This is a genomic window from Halostella sp. PRR32, assembly GCF_034808085.1.
Taxonomy (GTDB): domain Archaea; phylum Halobacteriota; class Halobacteria; order Halobacteriales; family Natronoarchaeaceae; genus Halostella; species Halostella pelagica.
In genome coordinates this window covers 844,624-857,161 of record NZ_JAXHGL010000001.1, presented here as the reverse complement: position 1 = coordinate 857,161, position 12,538 = coordinate 844,624, and the positions used below count along the sequence as shown (strand labels likewise).

Sequence of the window (12,538 nt, the reverse complement as noted above, 5' to 3'; positions counted from 1 at the left end):
TGGCCACAGGGTCTGCCGTGGTCCGGTGGCGGATTTCACCGCCCTCGATCCGCGGAAACAACCGGCTCTGTCGAACACCGAACCCCCGGCGACCGGCTCTATCAGTCCGCCGCGAGGCCCCAGGAGACGCGTGCCCACAGTCGCTCGTAGCCGTAGTACGTCCCGGTCTTCACGAGATTCGTTACGAAACCGATCTGGAGGGCGTCACCGGTGTTTCCCGTGACGACGAACGCGATGGTTACCGTGATTGCCACCATCAGGCCGCGGTAGAGCAGGGTCTTGATACTGTCGGCTGTAACTTCGTAAAGATACTCGGACCCCGAGGGTCCGATATTCTTCAAGGGATTACAGCCGACAGTATGACCAGCGCGCGTGACCGGGCCTCGACGGGACTGGGGAGCTGGCGGCGTATCGCCGAGAGGAACCGGGTAGTGCCCATGATTAGGAGCGTATTCGATGATTGGTAGCCGCGGCTCATTACTCCCTCCGCGTGTTCCCACGCGATGAGAACCTGCTGGCCGATTTAGGTGCGTCCCCGAACGTGTTTTACATGTAGAGGTGACCACCGATGGCAACTAACCGGTTCGAAGCCGACCTGTTCGGTCGGGAGCGCGACGTAGAATACTCGGGCAACACCGTGGGGTACGCCCTGCTCACCCTGCGGTTGGTGATGGGCTGGACGTTCTTCTACGCGGGCGTCGACAAACTCCTCGACCCCGCGTGGACCGCCGAGGGCTTTCTCGTTCACGCCGTGCCGGAGGGCAACCCCTTCGGCGGGCTCTGGGCGACGCTGGCGGCCGACTGGCTGTGGCTGATCGACCCCCTCAACGCCTGGGGGCTGACGCTCATCGGAGCGGCGTTGCTCGTCGGCGGGTTCGTCCGTTTCGCGGCGTTCTGGGGCGCGGTGATGATGGCGTTCTACTGGGCGGCCAGCCTGCCGCTGGAGAACGGAATCGTGATCGACGACCACGTCGTGTACGCCCTGCTCCTGTTCGGTCTCGGGGCGTTCGGCGCGGGCCGTATCGCGGGCCTCGACGCCCGCCTCGAAGACCTGGACCTGGTCGAGCGGTACCCGAAACTACGACACCTGCTCGGCTGACACCGCGTCGTTTTTTCTCCTGTGACAGACCGCTGAGAGACCGGTAGCTCAGCGGGTGAGACGGACCGAAGGTAGCGCTTTCGTGTCGACGGCTACACGAACGCGAGCGGTAGCATGAGAGTGACCCCTGCTAACAGGCCGCCGATCAACTCCGGTCGGCCTCCGTCGGGGAGCGACGCCCCGATGGAAAGCGCCTCCGGAATGAACTCGGTGACGACGAGATAGATCATCGCTCCGGCGGCGAAGCCGAATCCGAACGGGAGAAACTCCCGCGCGACCCGGACGAACGCGAAGGCTAACACCGCGCCGATCGGTTGGGGGAGACTCGAGAAGACGGCCCACCAGACCATCTTCCACTCGCTCACGCCGAGGCCGCGAAGCGGGATAGAGACAGCGACGCCCTCGGGGACGTTGTGGATGGAGATAGCAACGGTCATGAAGATAGCGAGAACCGGGACGGTGAACCCGAGCACGGCCGGCCCCTGTCCGACGTTCAGATCCGCAAAGGAGACGCCGACGGCGACGCCTTCCGGGAAGCTATGGACCGTGAGTACGCCGAGTATCAACACGAGTTTCCTGAAGTCGGCCTCCTCGTACTCGTGCGGGTCGACCTCCATCCCGCTGATGACGCGGTGGGCAGCCACGACGAGGACGACCCCGGCGAGGAGTCCGGGAGCGACGTCTCTCATCGTCCCCTCGGCGAGGCCCTCGAAGATCAGGCCGAACACCGACGCCGACACCATGATTCCCGACGCAAGCCCCCAGAGAGCAACGTTCCAGCGGTCGCTCACGTCGTCGACCAGGAAAAACGGTACCGCCCCGAGACCGGTCGCGAGAGCGGTGACGAGGCCGGCGACGAACACGAGTGTCAGATTCGCCAGCAGATCCATGTCTTTCGTACTGTGTCCCGGCGATATAACTTCGCCCCCGACCAGATTCGTCTCGTACCCGTCGAACCCCGACCGCCGAACGTGTTCGCGGGAACCGTCAATCGGCCGCCGGGCGACGCTCCGATCATGGTCGCGACCGACTTCGACGCCGAACGGACGTACGACGAGGACCAGTTCACCGCGAGAGAGATATTTCGGAGCGAGCGCGCGAAAGCGGTCCTCGGCTTCTTCGAACCGGGGCAGTTCATCCCCGTCCACGCGCCGGACAGCGACGTCGTCATCACGGTCCGCACCGGACGCGGGACGATCAAAGACGGCGAACGCGAACACGACGTGAGCGAGGGCGACGTGGTCGCCGTCCCCGCAGGCGAGGCTCGCGGCGTCCGGGCCGAGGGGAAACGGCTGGAAGCGACGCTCGTGACCGCGCCGCCGCCGAGCGACGCCGACCACCAACTCGTCCGCGAGGGTCTTCGCCGGGGCGAGTTCGACCCGCGGTGAAGGCGATGCTACCCCGAACACGTTTGACCGCGTTCTCACCGCCCGGGAACGCCCGAGAGGTGTTTTGTGCGCTTCGGCGAACGACAGCACATGGTCGAGAAAACACGTCGGTCGAACGTCGGTGACTCCCCGCGCGGCGGCGACCAGCGCGAGTGGGAGGTGTTCGTCCGCAAGGACGATACTGATCCCATGCGACACGTCGGCAGCGTTAGCGCCCCCTCGCCCGAGGTGGCTCACGAACAGGCGACGCGGCTGTTCGCCTGGTTCGCCGAGGACGTGTGGATCTGCCCCGCCGAGGAGACACACCGGTTCTCCACGCACGACCTCGACGACGACGCGACACCTGCCCCGCATCCGAACGGCGAGGAGGGCCGGACACACGAACTATGATCTCCGTGAGCAAACTCCTCTGTGACCTCGACGCCGAGGGCGACGGCCTGCGCTACGACGCGGCCGCCGACTCCGATGCCGACCAGATCCGCGAGCGAAAGCAGCAAAAGCCAGTCGTCGTCTGGAACCTGACGAAGCAGTGTAACCTCTACTGCGAGCACTGCTACGCCGCGGCGACTGAGGAGCGCGCCCCCGGTGAACTCTCGACGGACGAGGGGAAGCGCCTGTTAGACGACCTCGCCGACTACGGCGTTCCGGTCGTCCTCTTCTCCGGCGGCGAACCCCTCGTCCGAGAGGACCTGGTCGAGTTAGTCGCGTACGCCGCCGACCTCGGAATCCGGCCCGTCCTCTCGACCAACGGCACCCTCATCACTCCCGAGAAAGCCGCCGAACTCCGCGACGCCGGTCTGGCGTACGCCGGTGTCTCCGTCGACGGCCTCCGCGAGCGCAACGACGCCTTCCGCGGGCAAGAGGGCGCGTTCGACGCCGCAGTCCGCGGTATCGAGGCCTGTCTCGACGCCGGCCTGAAAACCGGGCTGCGCTACACCATCACCGAGCGCACCGCGCCGGACCTGGAGGACGTGGTCGATCTCCTCTACGACGTGGGGCTCGACCGCTTTTGCTTCTATCACCTCGACTACGGCGGTCGGGGCGCGGCGATCCGTGACGCCGACCTCGCGCCCGCGGAGAAGCGCCGTGCCGTTCGGCGCGTGTGCGAGATGACTCGCGAGTACCACGAGCGCGGCGAGGAGATAGAGACGCTGCTGGTGGGCAACTACTGCGACGCCGCCTATCTCGTCGAGTACGCACGCGCCGAACTCGGCGACGACACCGCCGCCCGCGTCCGCGAGTACCTCCGACGGAACGGCGGCGATCCGGCTGGCGAGCGCGTCGCCGACGTGGACTATCAGGGCAACGTCCACCTCACCCAGTTCTGGCAGGGGTACTCGCTGGGTAACGTCCGCGACCGCCCGTTCAGCGCCATCTGGGACGACGACAGCAACCCCCTGCTCGCGGCGCTGCGCGAGCGGGAGAGCCATTTGACCGGGAAGTGCGCCGACTGCCGATATCTGGACGTCTGCCGCGGCGCGTCGCGACTGCGCGCGCTCGGCGTCCACGATCACCCGTTCGGGCCGGACCCGCAGTGTTATCTGACGAACGAGGAAGTCGCAAGCGACGACGTTTCCGTTTGAGTCCGGCCCGAACGGGCCGGCAGGCGCGGCCGGAGCCTGACGCTGGCGGGCGTACAGGACGTGGGCCGGGACTGACACTGTCTCGGGCGGCTCTTCGTGACGATATTAGACTCTCCGGAGTGCCGAAATCCTACGCGGACTCCGTCCGGCAGTATCGGAAAACCGCACGGCCCGGCAACCGCGCGACGGGATAACAGAAGACGGGAGCGTACAACCGGATTACATCCGAGCGCACGCAATCGCGTGGTCGGGCGTGTGACCGCGTTCGAGCGCTGGTGTCGCGACCGCCGACGAACCGGCGGCGACCGGAGTTCGAGGCGGGATTCCCGCAGTCACTCCACGACGATAGCGCCTTTCATCCCCACCTGTTCGTGGGGTGTACAGACGTACATGTACTCTCCGGTCTCGTCGAACGTGTGCTCGTACGTGAAGTCGGTGTTCTCGATGTTCTCGTGGCCGCTCCAGTCCGTCGGGGCGTCCTTGACGGACACGTTGTGGGTGTCGCTGTCCCACTTCCAAGTCACGGTCGTCCCGGTCGAGATACGGACCGCGGCAGGGGCGAACTCGTTGCTTCCCCCGTCACCGACGGAGACTGTCACCTCGTCCGACCCCGTTTCGTCGACGACGCCGTCGTAGTTGTTGGCGTCTCCGAGGAAGTCGTCAACCGCGGCCGGGGCGTCGCCGCTACCGTCGTTGTTACCGTCGTTATTCCCGTTGTCCCCGTTGTCCTCGTTGTCGTCGGAACCGTCACTGTCCGACGAGCAACCAGCGATCAGTACTGCGGCACCGGCTCCTGTCGCGGCGAGGAAGCGCCGCCTGTCGAGTGAGTCTCTGTCGGTCATTTCTCTTCACTCGAATCGAAGCACCTCACGTATTTAACACAGTGGCGATGTCCCTGCCCAGTGAGAACCGGGGAAAGAGTTATATGGCTCGTCCGGCGGCCTCAGGACTGGTCCGCTCGGCCGTCGTCGCCGCCGAATAGTTCGACCGCAACGGCGACCGTCTCGGCGTCGTCGGCGGTGCGGAGCGACGACATCGGCGACGCGATCAGCGTCTCCGTGATCCGCTCGCTCATTCGTCGAACCGCCCGTCGCTGTCCGGGCGTGAGTCCGTCCGTTGTCTCTAGCTTGCCGAGTGCGTCGTCCAGTTCCGCCCGCCGAACCGACTCGGCGCGACGCCGGATCCGGTCGGCCGCGGCGTCGGGGTCGACGACGACACTCCGTTCGTCGTCCGACATGGTCAGTCCGCAGAGACGGCGTCAGACGGTGAGTCCCACGGGAGCGGTCCGTCGTACTCCGCCGGCACGTACGCACAGAGCGGGTCGCTCGCCAGCGGGTCGCCGGTGTGGGCGTACGCTCGCGAGCGACTGCCGCCGCAGACGGAACGGAACGGACACGAACCGCACTTCCCGCCCAGCGCGTCAGGGTTCCGGAGCGACTGGAACAGTTCGTCGTGTCGGTACACGTCGACGAGGCTGTCTTCGCGAACGTCGCCCGCTGCCGCCGGAAGAAACCCGGACGGGTACACCTCGCCGACGTGGCTGACGAACGCGAAGCCGTTTCCGGCGCGGATCCCCGCCCTGCGGCCGATGGCGTCCCGGTCGGGTGCCGCGGTGCCGTCGCCGTCCGCTCGTTCGAGGCCGACCCGGCGATAGTGCGGAGCCTCCGTCGTTTTCACGCCGAACGGTGCCGCGTCGCTCACCTCGTGGAGCCACTCCATCACTCGTTCCGCTTTCTCGGGCGACACCGGGTCGAGCACCCGACCGCGACCGACCGGTACGAGGAAAAACACGGACCAGAGCACGGCACCGAGGTCGGCGACGAGATCCCGGATCGCCGGCAGTTCGTCGACCGTCTCCGCGCAGACTGTCGTGTTGATCTGGAGCGGTAGCCCCGCGTCACGGGCCGCCTCGGCGGCCGCAACGGTCTGCTCGAAACTCCCCGATTCGCCGCGGAATGCGTCGTGTGAGCCGGCGCTTCCGCCGTCGAGGCTGAGCGCCATCCGCCGGAGGCCGGCGTCGGCGAACGCCTCGATGGCGGGCGGTGTCAGCGACCTCGTCCCGCTCGGCGTGAGCGTCATTCGTAGCCCCTGCTCGGTGCCGTACGACACGAGGTCGACGACATCGTCGCGGGCCAGCGGATCGCCTCCAGAGAGGACGACGAGCTGACCGTCCCCGAACTCGCGGGCCTCGTCGAGCAGCGCTTTCCCCTCAGCGGTCGTGAGTTCGTCGGGGTGGCGTCGCTCCTGGGCGTCCGCCCGGCAGTGTTCGCAGGCGAGTTCGCAGGCCTGGGTCACTTCCCACACCAGGACGAACGGCCGTTCGTCGAGGTCGACGGCGCTCGGGCGCACGGTCAATCCTCCATCGTCTCTTCCTCGTCTCTCTCCGCCGCGTTCGTCGACGCGTCCGAACTGACGTGAACGCGGGTGACGTGACCGCCGCATCCGCACTGCTCGACGTACTCCAGGTCGACGCCGTCGAACGCCGCACGGAGTTCGTCGTACAGGTACGTCTCTGGATGACCGTGGTTCCCGTGGGTTACGAGATTGACGTGGTTACCCGGTAACGTGTGCTCTACGGCGTCTTTCGCCTGTGTGACGACGATATCGCGTTCTTCCGCGTGAACCGACTTCTCTAGATTCGCCGACCAGGAGTTGTCGTGTCGGCGCTCGGTCACCGGTTCGACGTCGTCGTGAGAAACGGAGCCCATATGCGTACGGTGACACTCGGCGGCCGAAACCCGTCTCCCGAACGTGTTCGGGGGAACGGCTTGCCCGGCGGCACCCGAACCGTCGCACATGACTGGAACGACAGACCCGCTGGAGGACCAACTCGCATCGACGGACGCGCCGGCTGACCGTCCGCGGGAGACGCTCGACGCCCGCGAACTCCCGCCGCCGCAACCGCTCAAGCGAACGCTGGAACTACTCGCGGAACTCGACGACGAGACGGTGCTGGTGCAACTGAACGACCGCGCGCCACAGCACCTCTACCCGAAACTCGGGGAGAGGGGGTATCAGTACGATACGTTCGAAACAGAACTCGACGAGGGAGACGGGAACGGCGATGGGCCCGTCGTGACGGCGGTGTGGAAACCGTAGCCGTCTCCGCCCGCGTCGGTCGCGGACTCGAAAACGGGGCCAACCTTACTTCTTCGGCAGCGTCGCGACGAACTCGTTCTCGTCTCGGCGTTCGACCTCGTACGCCTCGGCGTCGAACGCATCCACTTCGGCTTTCATCTCGTAGAACAGGGGCTTCGGTTCGTGGTCGTTGACGAGCGTCAGCGCCTCGCCGCTGTCTAAGTCACCGAAGGCGTCGTGAATCTTCGGGTGGCGTTCCGGCGGCGGCACGTCGCGCAGGTCGAGCGTTCGATCAGTCATGCAGGGACAACTCGTCCCGGGTCGGAGGAACCGATTGTTCCGAACGTGTTCGGAATGTCATCAGGCGTGCTCGATCGCGACGTGCCACTCGTCGTCGGCGATCTGTTCCGTCTCGTAGGTGAATCCTCGCTGTTCGAGCACCTGATACAGCGGTTCCGGTTCGAAACTGTTGACCAGGACGAGCGTTTCGTCGTCGCCGAGGCCGTCGAGTTCCGTCACGATATCGCTGAACGGTTCTCCGTCGATCTCCCTGGCGTCGAGCGTGCGGTCGGGCGTGTCGGTGCTCATCGCGTCCGTCCGTTCGAACGGGTAGTACCTTGCCGTTCTCCCGACCATGTTCGTAGTGGGTCGGTCGACGATCCGTAGAAAACCCGAATATGTTCGGGAATACTTATTGCCGGCCGTCGGCCAAACGCACAGATATGCCTCAGGCGAAACTCACGCTGTCGATCCCGGAAAAGACGTGGATCGGCGACCTCTCCAGATCGTACTCGGAGGCGCGCGTCCGGATCGTTGCGGCGCTTGCCGGGGAGGCGTCTGGCGTCGGCCTCGCGGAGATATCGTCACCGAACCTGCCCGACCTGATCGGCGAGATGACCGCGTACGACGAGGTGACAGACGTCGACCTCCTCCAGGAGTACGAGAACGAGGCGCTGATCCAGTTCGAGACGACGATGCCGCTGTTGCTGTTCGCGGTACAGGACTCCGGCGTCCCGCTGGAGATGCCGTTCGACATCGTCGACGGGGAAGCCGAGTGGACGCTCACCGCTCCGCAGGACCGCCTCTCGCAACTGGGCGAACAGTTGGACGCGTTCGGCGTCAGCTACACCGTCGACTACGTTCAACAGACGATCGAATCCGGCCAGTTGCTCACCGACCACCAACTCGAACTCGTCCGCACCGCCGTCGAAGTCGGATACTACGACACGCCGCGTACGTCCTCGCTCACCGAACTCGCCGAGACGCTCGACATCGCCAAGTCGACCTGCTCGGAAACCCTCCACCGAGCGGAGGAAAAGATAGTCAAGCAGTACCTAGACGAGATCAGCTCGATGCCCGAGCAGTGAGCGTGTCCCGAACGAACTTTACGTCTCTCATACTACCACTCTGACAATGGTGCGGGACCCCTTTCGCGACGACGACCCCCCAGCACTGCAGAACATCCTCGATGCGCTGGACGATCCCGACTGCCGCGCCATCATCACGGAACTCGAAGCGCCCATGACAGCAAGCGAACTCTCCGACGCGGCCGACGTACCGCTGTCGACTACCTACCGGAAGCTCGACCTCCTCACGGAGGCCTCGCTTCTGACGGAACAGACCGAGATCCGCTCGGACGGCCAACACACGACCCGGTACGATATCGACTTCGAGGAGGTCCGGATCGCACTGGACGAGGCCCACTCGTTCGACGTGGGGATCGCCCGACCCGAGCGCTCTCCGGACGAACAGCTCGCCGCCATGTGGTCGGAGGTGCGCAAGGAGACATGACTCACCCCTTCATTATCGTTGGTCTCAAAACCGCGACGCTGTTTCTGGGCGGGATGATCACCTTCTACGCCTTCCGTGCGTACAAGCGGACGCATTCCCCGGCGCTTCGGGCGCTCACGATCGGGTTCGGCGCGATCACGGTCGGGTCGTTACTGGCGGGGGCGATGGACCAAGTGGTCGGGCTGAACCGGCAACTCGCGCTGATCGTCGAGAGCGGCCTGACGGCGATCGGATTCGGCGTCATCCTCTACTCGCTGTACGCGGAGTGAACCGTTCGAACGGACCCGACGCTCCCGACCGGAGGCGGTCGAACCCGTTCGGGGACAGCGTCTCCGTCGCTCCCGACAACGGTCAGATATGCCCCGTATCGTCGACGACGCGACGGAACTCGTCGGATCGACACCGCTTCTTCGTCTCGATTCCTTCGGAGGCGTGCTCGCGAAACTGGAACAGTTCAACCCCTACTCCGTGAAAGACCGCATCGCCCGCGAGATGGTCGAAGCGGCCGAGGCGGCGGGCGAACTCGACGGCGATACCACCATCGTCGAACCGACTAGCGGCAACACGGGGATCGGCCTTGCCGCCGTCTGCGCGGCGAACGACTATGATCTCGTGTTGACGATGCCCGAGTCGATGAGCGAGGAGCGTCAAACGCTGCTCGCCAGCCTCGACGCCGAACTCGTCCTGACGGACGCCGACGACGGGATGAACGGCGCTATCGACGCCGCGAAAGAGCGGTGTCGGGACGGGAACGCTATCACGCTCCAGCAGTTCCGGAACGAGGCCAACCCCCGCGCACACCGGCTGACGACCGGAAAAGAGGTGTTCGAGGCGACAAACGGCGAGATCGACGCGTTCGTCGCCGGCGTCGGAACCGGCGGGACGATCACCGGTGTCGCCGAATACCTGACGGAGATCCGCGGCGCGAACCCCGAGATCGTCGCGGTCGAACCGGAGCGCTCGGCGGTCCTCTCGGGGGACGACCCGGGCGACCACGGCATCCAGGGCATCGGCGCTGGGTTCGTCCCCGACGTGCTCCGCGAGGCGCTGATCGACGATATCGAGACGGTTCACCGCGACGACGCGGTCACCGCCGTCCGCCGCCTCGCACGTGAGGAAGGTATCGTCTCGGGGATCTCCTCCGGCGCGGCACTGGTCGCGGCTGAGCGCGTCGCGGAGCGCCGCCCGAAGGGGCGCGTTGTCACGGTCCTCCCCGACTCCGGCGAGCGGTACCTCTCGACGGACCTTTTCGAGTGACCGAGCGGAAGACCGTCCGTTTCGAGGTCGTGACGGCCGCTCAGTTCAACGAGTCCACTTCCTCCGTGAGGTCCTCGGGGCTGTCGACCGGGCCGTTGACGAACATCCCGTGGGCCATAATGAGTATGGCGACGAGGCCCGCGGCGATGATGGCGACCTGGACCGACAGCGGGGTCAGGAAGCCGATTGTACCGCCGAGCAACATACTCGATCCGATGCCGACGAGGACGAGGTCGTAGTATTTCCACGTGTAGGCCATACTGATCCCAAGGCGGGCGCGCCGTGAATGCCTATGGGTGTGTCGGCGATCGACTTCTCAGTGTGTTTGCGGTCGACCGCTCGTACTGTCGGGCGGACCGTCGTGAAGGTTCGATACACGGGGATATCGACAGTCTTGGGGCCGCCGTCTGACATATCAGTCCTCGGCCTCGGGGTCGGCACCGATGGACTCCGCGGCCGTCACGTACGGCGTGACTCCGTCGCCGTGGATCAGTTCAGTGAACGCGATCCGAACGAGTTGGACGCCGAGCACCAGCAGTAGCGGCCCGAAGAACAGGCCGTACCAGCCGAACAACACGGGACCGAGGACGTACGCGAGCAACACCAGCCCGACGTGGGTCTTCCGGCCCGCGATCCGGGGGAGCAGATACGTCATCGGAAGCAGGTCAAGCAGCGCGAGACAGACCGCGAACAGCGCAGCCGGGTACACCAGCAGGGCGGGGTCCGCTCTGAACGCGATGGCCGCGAGATACAGCGTCAGCGGTACGTACACGACCTTTCCGACGACGATAGGGATGAGACTGGCGAACCCGGTCAGCATCGCCAACGCCGTTGGAACGGGGATCGCTAGCGAGGGCGGCGCGAGGAGGTTGAACCCGTGGTAGACGACCGTCGCGAGGGCGGCGACCAGCCCGATAAGCAACACGTTGCCGAAGTAGATGGTCCCGAGGTCCCGGTCGACGGCGGTGGCGTACGCGTGCAGCGGTTCCCCCTCGTCCGCGACGTTGTTCTCGAACCACGACCGCAGGTGGTCGTCGTCGCGTAGGAGATAGAACGCGACCACGAGCGCGATGACGACGTGCAGGAGGCCGTCGGCCAGAAACGCCAGCGCGCCGGTACCGGTCGCGACGACCCCCATCGCGGTTCCGGTGTCGGTGTCGGCGGCGAGCGTCTGCAGTTCCGCGACGGGGTCCTCGCCCAGCGAGACGCCCGCGTAGGACCCCGCCGTTTGAGCGACGGTTTCGACCCCTTCCGGACCGAGTTCCTGGACCGCCACGACGACGACTGAGCCGACTAGCACGAACGCGGGCAAAGCGATAGCGACGAGCGTGAAGCCCGCGGAAACTCCCTTGGGAAGGTGCCGGCGGAACCTGCGGTCTAGCGGTCGAGTGCCGTAGTAGACGAACAGTCCGAGCACGAACGTTCCGACGAGCGCGTACAACACGAACGCGAACGCGACGGCGATGCCCAGCGTGAGCGCCCACCAGCCGACGCGGGACCGGTCGACGTCCGAAAGTTCGGGAGTCATATCGGCCGTACCACGGCGACTGCGAAAAGCGTCGGTACGCAGACGGCGCTCGGACGCCCGCGCCGAACAGCGCCTCCATATCCCCTTCGTCCGTCTGCAAGCCGACAGGCCGGAACTCGTCGGCCAGCGCCTCGACTGCCCGGCGATAGGCGGTCCCGCCGCGGTCCGCGAGCGCCGGCCGCTACGGGCGCTCCGTCTCGCCCGTGCGCCGGACGCCGAGGTACGCCGCCTGGCCGACGTAGCCGTCGCCGCGGAGCACGGAGAGTTGCTGGGCCGCGGCGGTGTGGTTGCCGTCCGCGATCCACGGGAGTTCGTCCGGCCGGTCCTGAACGAGTATCAGGTCCTCCGGCGGTCCCGACGCGGTGATGTCGTCCGCGAGGTCGAGGACTTCGAGCAGGTCGTGGGAGACGTTCCGGTCGATGCGCTCCGGCTCGTCGGCCTCGAACAACCGGTACGCGGCCGAGGCGAGCATCCCGTCGGGGGCGACACGCCGCCACTCCTCGTCTGGCGGTCCCTCGACGACCCTGAGGTCGCCGAGCTGTCCCGGCGAGAGATTCAGATGGTACCAGTCCAGCCGCGGCGGTCGGAATGTCCGGGCCGCGATCGGCGTGCGGTCGACAAGTGCCGAGACGAGTTCGGCCTCGTCGTCTATCGCCTCCGGGTCGAGGCTGCTGTCGTCCTGGTCGACCTCGCTCTCTAACCAGTGCCGGACCACCTCGCTCCGCCCGGCCGGATCCATCTCGATTCGGTCGCGAACGCGTCGTCTGAGGTCCATCCGTCGACCGTCCCACGCCGAGCGGCCTAACAGTGGGGG

The 12,538-nt window shown here is 66.0% G+C and carries 20 protein-coding genes; 9 read left to right on the top strand and 11 right to left on the bottom strand.

Translation table 11 applies throughout. The features are described from left to right. Positions 1 to 101 precede the first annotated feature (101 nt). Positions 102 to 332, bottom strand: coding sequence for a DUF2061 domain-containing protein (locus tag SM753_RS21320; RefSeq protein ID WP_369335323.1), 231 nt, complete (start codon positions 330 to 332; stop codon positions 102 to 104). Positions 333 to 568: 236 nt separating this feature from the next. Between SM753_RS21320 and SM753_RS04555 the strand changes: the two genes are divergently transcribed. Further along, a complete protein-coding gene (locus SM753_RS04555; protein WP_138797963.1) occupies positions 569 to 1,099 on the top strand; it encodes a DoxX family protein in 531 nt (176 codons plus the stop codon). Positions 1,100 to 1,191: 92 nt separating this feature from the next. Here SM753_RS04555 and SM753_RS04550 read toward each other — a convergent pair whose 3' ends face one another. Beyond that, positions 1,192 to 1,989, bottom strand: coding sequence for a ZIP family metal transporter (locus SM753_RS04550; RefSeq protein WP_135535777.1), 798 nt, complete (start codon positions 1,987 to 1,989; stop codon positions 1,192 to 1,194). Positions 1,990 to 2,115: 126 nt separating this feature from the next. Here SM753_RS04550 and SM753_RS04545 point away from each other — a divergent pair, with 126 nt between their 5' ends. The 3 genes from SM753_RS04545 to SM753_RS04535 all read left to right on the top strand — a co-directional run bounded on the left by SM753_RS04545 (position 2,116) and on the right by SM753_RS04535 (position 4,070). After that, positions 2,116 to 2,487 (top strand): cupin domain-containing protein, encoded by a 372-nt coding sequence (locus tag SM753_RS04545; protein ID WP_323190704.1) that lies wholly within the window; start codon positions 2,116 to 2,118, stop codon positions 2,485 to 2,487. Between the two features lie 90 nt (positions 2,488 to 2,577). Then, entirely contained in the window at positions 2,578 to 2,877 is a 300-nt protein-coding gene (locus SM753_RS04540; RefSeq protein ID WP_135535779.1) for an Htur_1727 family rSAM-partnered candidate RiPP, read from the top strand. Continuing rightward, positions 2,874 to 4,070, top strand: coding sequence for a TIGR04347 family pseudo-SAM/SPASM protein (locus tag SM753_RS04535; RefSeq protein WP_323190703.1), 1,197 nt, complete (start codon positions 2,874 to 2,876; stop codon positions 4,068 to 4,070). Before SM753_RS04540 ends, SM753_RS04535 begins: the two co-directional genes overlap by 4 nt. 332 nt (positions 4,071 to 4,402) lie before the next feature. Here SM753_RS04535 and SM753_RS04530 read toward each other — a convergent pair whose 3' ends face one another. From SM753_RS04530 to SM753_RS04515, 4 genes are all read right to left on the bottom strand, one after another. Beyond that, entirely contained in the window at positions 4,403 to 4,912 is a 510-nt protein-coding gene (locus SM753_RS04530) for a halocyanin domain-containing protein (protein ID WP_323190702.1), read from the bottom strand. A gap of 101 nt (positions 4,913 to 5,013) precedes the next feature. Further along, positions 5,014 to 5,307: a hypothetical protein gene (locus SM753_RS04525; RefSeq protein ID WP_135535782.1), complete on the bottom strand. Its 294-nt coding sequence runs from the start codon at positions 5,305 to 5,307 to the stop codon at positions 5,014 to 5,016. 2 nt (positions 5,308 to 5,309) lie between these two features. Continuing rightward, positions 5,310 to 6,419: a TIGR04053 family radical SAM/SPASM domain-containing protein gene (locus tag SM753_RS04520; protein WP_323190701.1), complete on the bottom strand. Its 1,110-nt coding sequence runs from the start codon at positions 6,417 to 6,419 to the stop codon at positions 5,310 to 5,312. A 2-nt stretch (positions 6,420 to 6,421) separates the two neighbouring features. Next, positions 6,422 to 6,778, bottom strand: a complete 357-nt coding sequence (locus SM753_RS04515) for a CGCGG family rSAM-modified RiPP protein (RefSeq protein WP_323190700.1) — start codon at positions 6,776 to 6,778, stop codon at positions 6,422 to 6,424. 88 nt (positions 6,779 to 6,866) lie between these two features. Between SM753_RS04515 and SM753_RS04510 the strand changes: the two genes are divergently transcribed. Further along, the gene (locus tag SM753_RS04510; protein ID WP_138797957.1) at positions 6,867 to 7,169 is read left to right on the top strand and encodes a DUF2249 domain-containing protein; all 303 of its coding nucleotides are present in this window, start codon (positions 6,867 to 6,869) and stop codon (positions 7,167 to 7,169) included. Positions 7,170 to 7,214: 45 nt separating this feature from the next. Here the strand turns inward: SM753_RS04510 and SM753_RS04505 are convergent, their stop codons facing one another. Together SM753_RS04505 and SM753_RS04500 are read right to left on the bottom strand one after the other, a co-directional pair. Beyond that, positions 7,215 to 7,448 carry a DUF2249 domain-containing protein gene (locus SM753_RS04505; RefSeq protein WP_135535786.1) on the bottom strand — a complete coding sequence of 78 codons (234 nt, stop codon included), beginning with the start codon at positions 7,446 to 7,448 and terminating at the stop codon, positions 7,215 to 7,217. A 60-nt stretch (positions 7,449 to 7,508) separates the two neighbouring features. After that, positions 7,509 to 7,736: a DUF2249 domain-containing protein gene (locus SM753_RS04500; RefSeq protein ID WP_323190807.1), complete on the bottom strand. Its 228-nt coding sequence runs from the start codon at positions 7,734 to 7,736 to the stop codon at positions 7,509 to 7,511. Positions 7,737 to 7,870: 134 nt separating this feature from the next. Here SM753_RS04500 and SM753_RS04495 point away from each other — a divergent pair, with 134 nt between their 5' ends. The 4 genes from SM753_RS04495 to cysK all read left to right on the top strand — a co-directional run bounded on the left by SM753_RS04495 (position 7,871) and on the right by cysK (position 10,196). Then, entirely contained in the window at positions 7,871 to 8,515 is a 645-nt protein-coding gene (locus SM753_RS04495) for a helix-turn-helix domain-containing protein (RefSeq protein WP_323190699.1), read from the top strand. Between the two features lie 46 nt (positions 8,516 to 8,561). Further along, positions 8,562 to 8,939, top strand: a complete 378-nt coding sequence (locus tag SM753_RS04490) for a helix-turn-helix domain-containing protein (RefSeq protein ID WP_323190698.1) — start codon at positions 8,562 to 8,564, stop codon at positions 8,937 to 8,939. Next, complete coding sequence (locus SM753_RS04485) at positions 8,936 to 9,208, top strand: hypothetical protein (protein WP_138797956.1); 273 nt, start codon at positions 8,936 to 8,938, stop codon at positions 9,206 to 9,208. The genes SM753_RS04490 and SM753_RS04485 overlap by 4 nt, the downstream gene beginning before the upstream one ends. A gap of 88 nt (positions 9,209 to 9,296) precedes the next feature. Then, positions 9,297 to 10,196, top strand: a complete 900-nt coding sequence (gene cysK / locus SM753_RS04480; RefSeq protein WP_323190697.1) for a cysteine synthase A — start codon at positions 9,297 to 9,299, stop codon at positions 10,194 to 10,196. 40 nt (positions 10,197 to 10,236) lie between these two features. Here cysK and SM753_RS04475 read toward each other — a convergent pair whose 3' ends face one another. The 3 genes from SM753_RS04475 to SM753_RS04465 form a co-directional block, all read right to left on the bottom strand. Then, a complete protein-coding gene (locus SM753_RS04475) occupies positions 10,237 to 10,455 on the bottom strand; it encodes a hypothetical protein (RefSeq protein ID WP_135535792.1) in 219 nt (72 codons plus the stop codon). A gap of 156 nt (positions 10,456 to 10,611) precedes the next feature. Next, complete coding sequence (locus tag SM753_RS04470; RefSeq protein ID WP_323190696.1) at positions 10,612 to 11,724, bottom strand: AI-2E family transporter; 1,113 nt, start codon at positions 11,722 to 11,724, stop codon at positions 10,612 to 10,614. Positions 11,725 to 11,905: 181 nt separating this feature from the next. Next, entirely contained in the window at positions 11,906 to 12,499 is a 594-nt protein-coding gene (locus SM753_RS04465) for a hypothetical protein (protein WP_138797953.1), read from the bottom strand. Positions 12,500 to 12,538 lie beyond the last annotated feature (39 nt).

Excerpts from the sequence above, each read along its gene's own strand:
- SM753_RS04510 (WP_138797957.1), top strand. The coding sequence starts at position 6,867 with ATGACTGGAACGACAGACCCGCTGGAGGACCAACTCGCATCGACGGAC.
- SM753_RS04490 (WP_323190698.1), top strand. The coding sequence starts at position 8,562 with ATGGTGCGGGACCCCTTTCGCGACGACGACCCCCCAGCACTGCAGAAC.
- cysK (WP_323190697.1), top strand. The coding sequence starts at position 9,297 with ATGCCCCGTATCGTCGACGACGCGACGGAACTCGTCGGATCGACACCG.
- SM753_RS04475 (WP_135535792.1), bottom strand. The coding sequence starts at position 10,455 with ATGGCCTACACGTGGAAATACTACGACCTCGTCCTCGTCGGCATCGGA.
- SM753_RS04555 (WP_138797963.1), top strand. The coding sequence starts at position 569 with ATGGCAACTAACCGGTTCGAAGCCGACCTGTTCGGTCGGGAGCGCGAC.
- SM753_RS04530 (WP_323190702.1), bottom strand. The coding sequence starts at position 4,912 with ATGACCGACAGAGACTCACTCGACAGGCGGCGCTTCCTCGCCGCGACA.
- SM753_RS04540 (WP_135535779.1), top strand. The coding sequence starts at position 2,578 with ATGGTCGAGAAAACACGTCGGTCGAACGTCGGTGACTCCCCGCGCGGC.
- SM753_RS04515 (WP_323190700.1), bottom strand. The coding sequence starts at position 6,778 with ATGGGCTCCGTTTCTCACGACGACGTCGAACCGGTGACCGAGCGCCGA.
- SM753_RS04545 (WP_323190704.1), top strand. The coding sequence starts at position 2,116 with ATGGTCGCGACCGACTTCGACGCCGAACGGACGTACGACGAGGACCAG.
- SM753_RS04500 (WP_323190807.1), bottom strand. The coding sequence starts at position 7,736 with ATGAGCACCGACACGCCCGACCGCACGCTCGACGCCAGGGAGATCGAC.
- SM753_RS04525 (WP_135535782.1), bottom strand. The coding sequence starts at position 5,307 with ATGTCGGACGACGAACGGAGTGTCGTCGTCGACCCCGACGCCGCGGCC.
- SM753_RS04495 (WP_323190699.1), top strand. The coding sequence starts at position 7,871 with ATGCCTCAGGCGAAACTCACGCTGTCGATCCCGGAAAAGACGTGGATC.
- SM753_RS04470 (WP_323190696.1), bottom strand. The coding sequence starts at position 11,724 with ATGACTCCCGAACTTTCGGACGTCGACCGGTCCCGCGTCGGCTGGTGG.
- SM753_RS04535 (WP_323190703.1), top strand. The coding sequence starts at position 2,874 with ATGATCTCCGTGAGCAAACTCCTCTGTGACCTCGACGCCGAGGGCGAC.
- SM753_RS04465 (WP_138797953.1), bottom strand. The coding sequence starts at position 12,499 with ATGGACCTCAGACGACGCGTTCGCGACCGAATCGAGATGGATCCGGCC.
- SM753_RS04505 (WP_135535786.1), bottom strand. The coding sequence starts at position 7,448 with ATGACTGATCGAACGCTCGACCTGCGCGACGTGCCGCCGCCGGAACGC.
- SM753_RS04485 (WP_138797956.1), top strand. The coding sequence starts at position 8,936 with ATGACTCACCCCTTCATTATCGTTGGTCTCAAAACCGCGACGCTGTTT.
- SM753_RS04550 (WP_135535777.1), bottom strand. The coding sequence starts at position 1,989 with ATGGATCTGCTGGCGAATCTGACACTCGTGTTCGTCGCCGGCCTCGTC.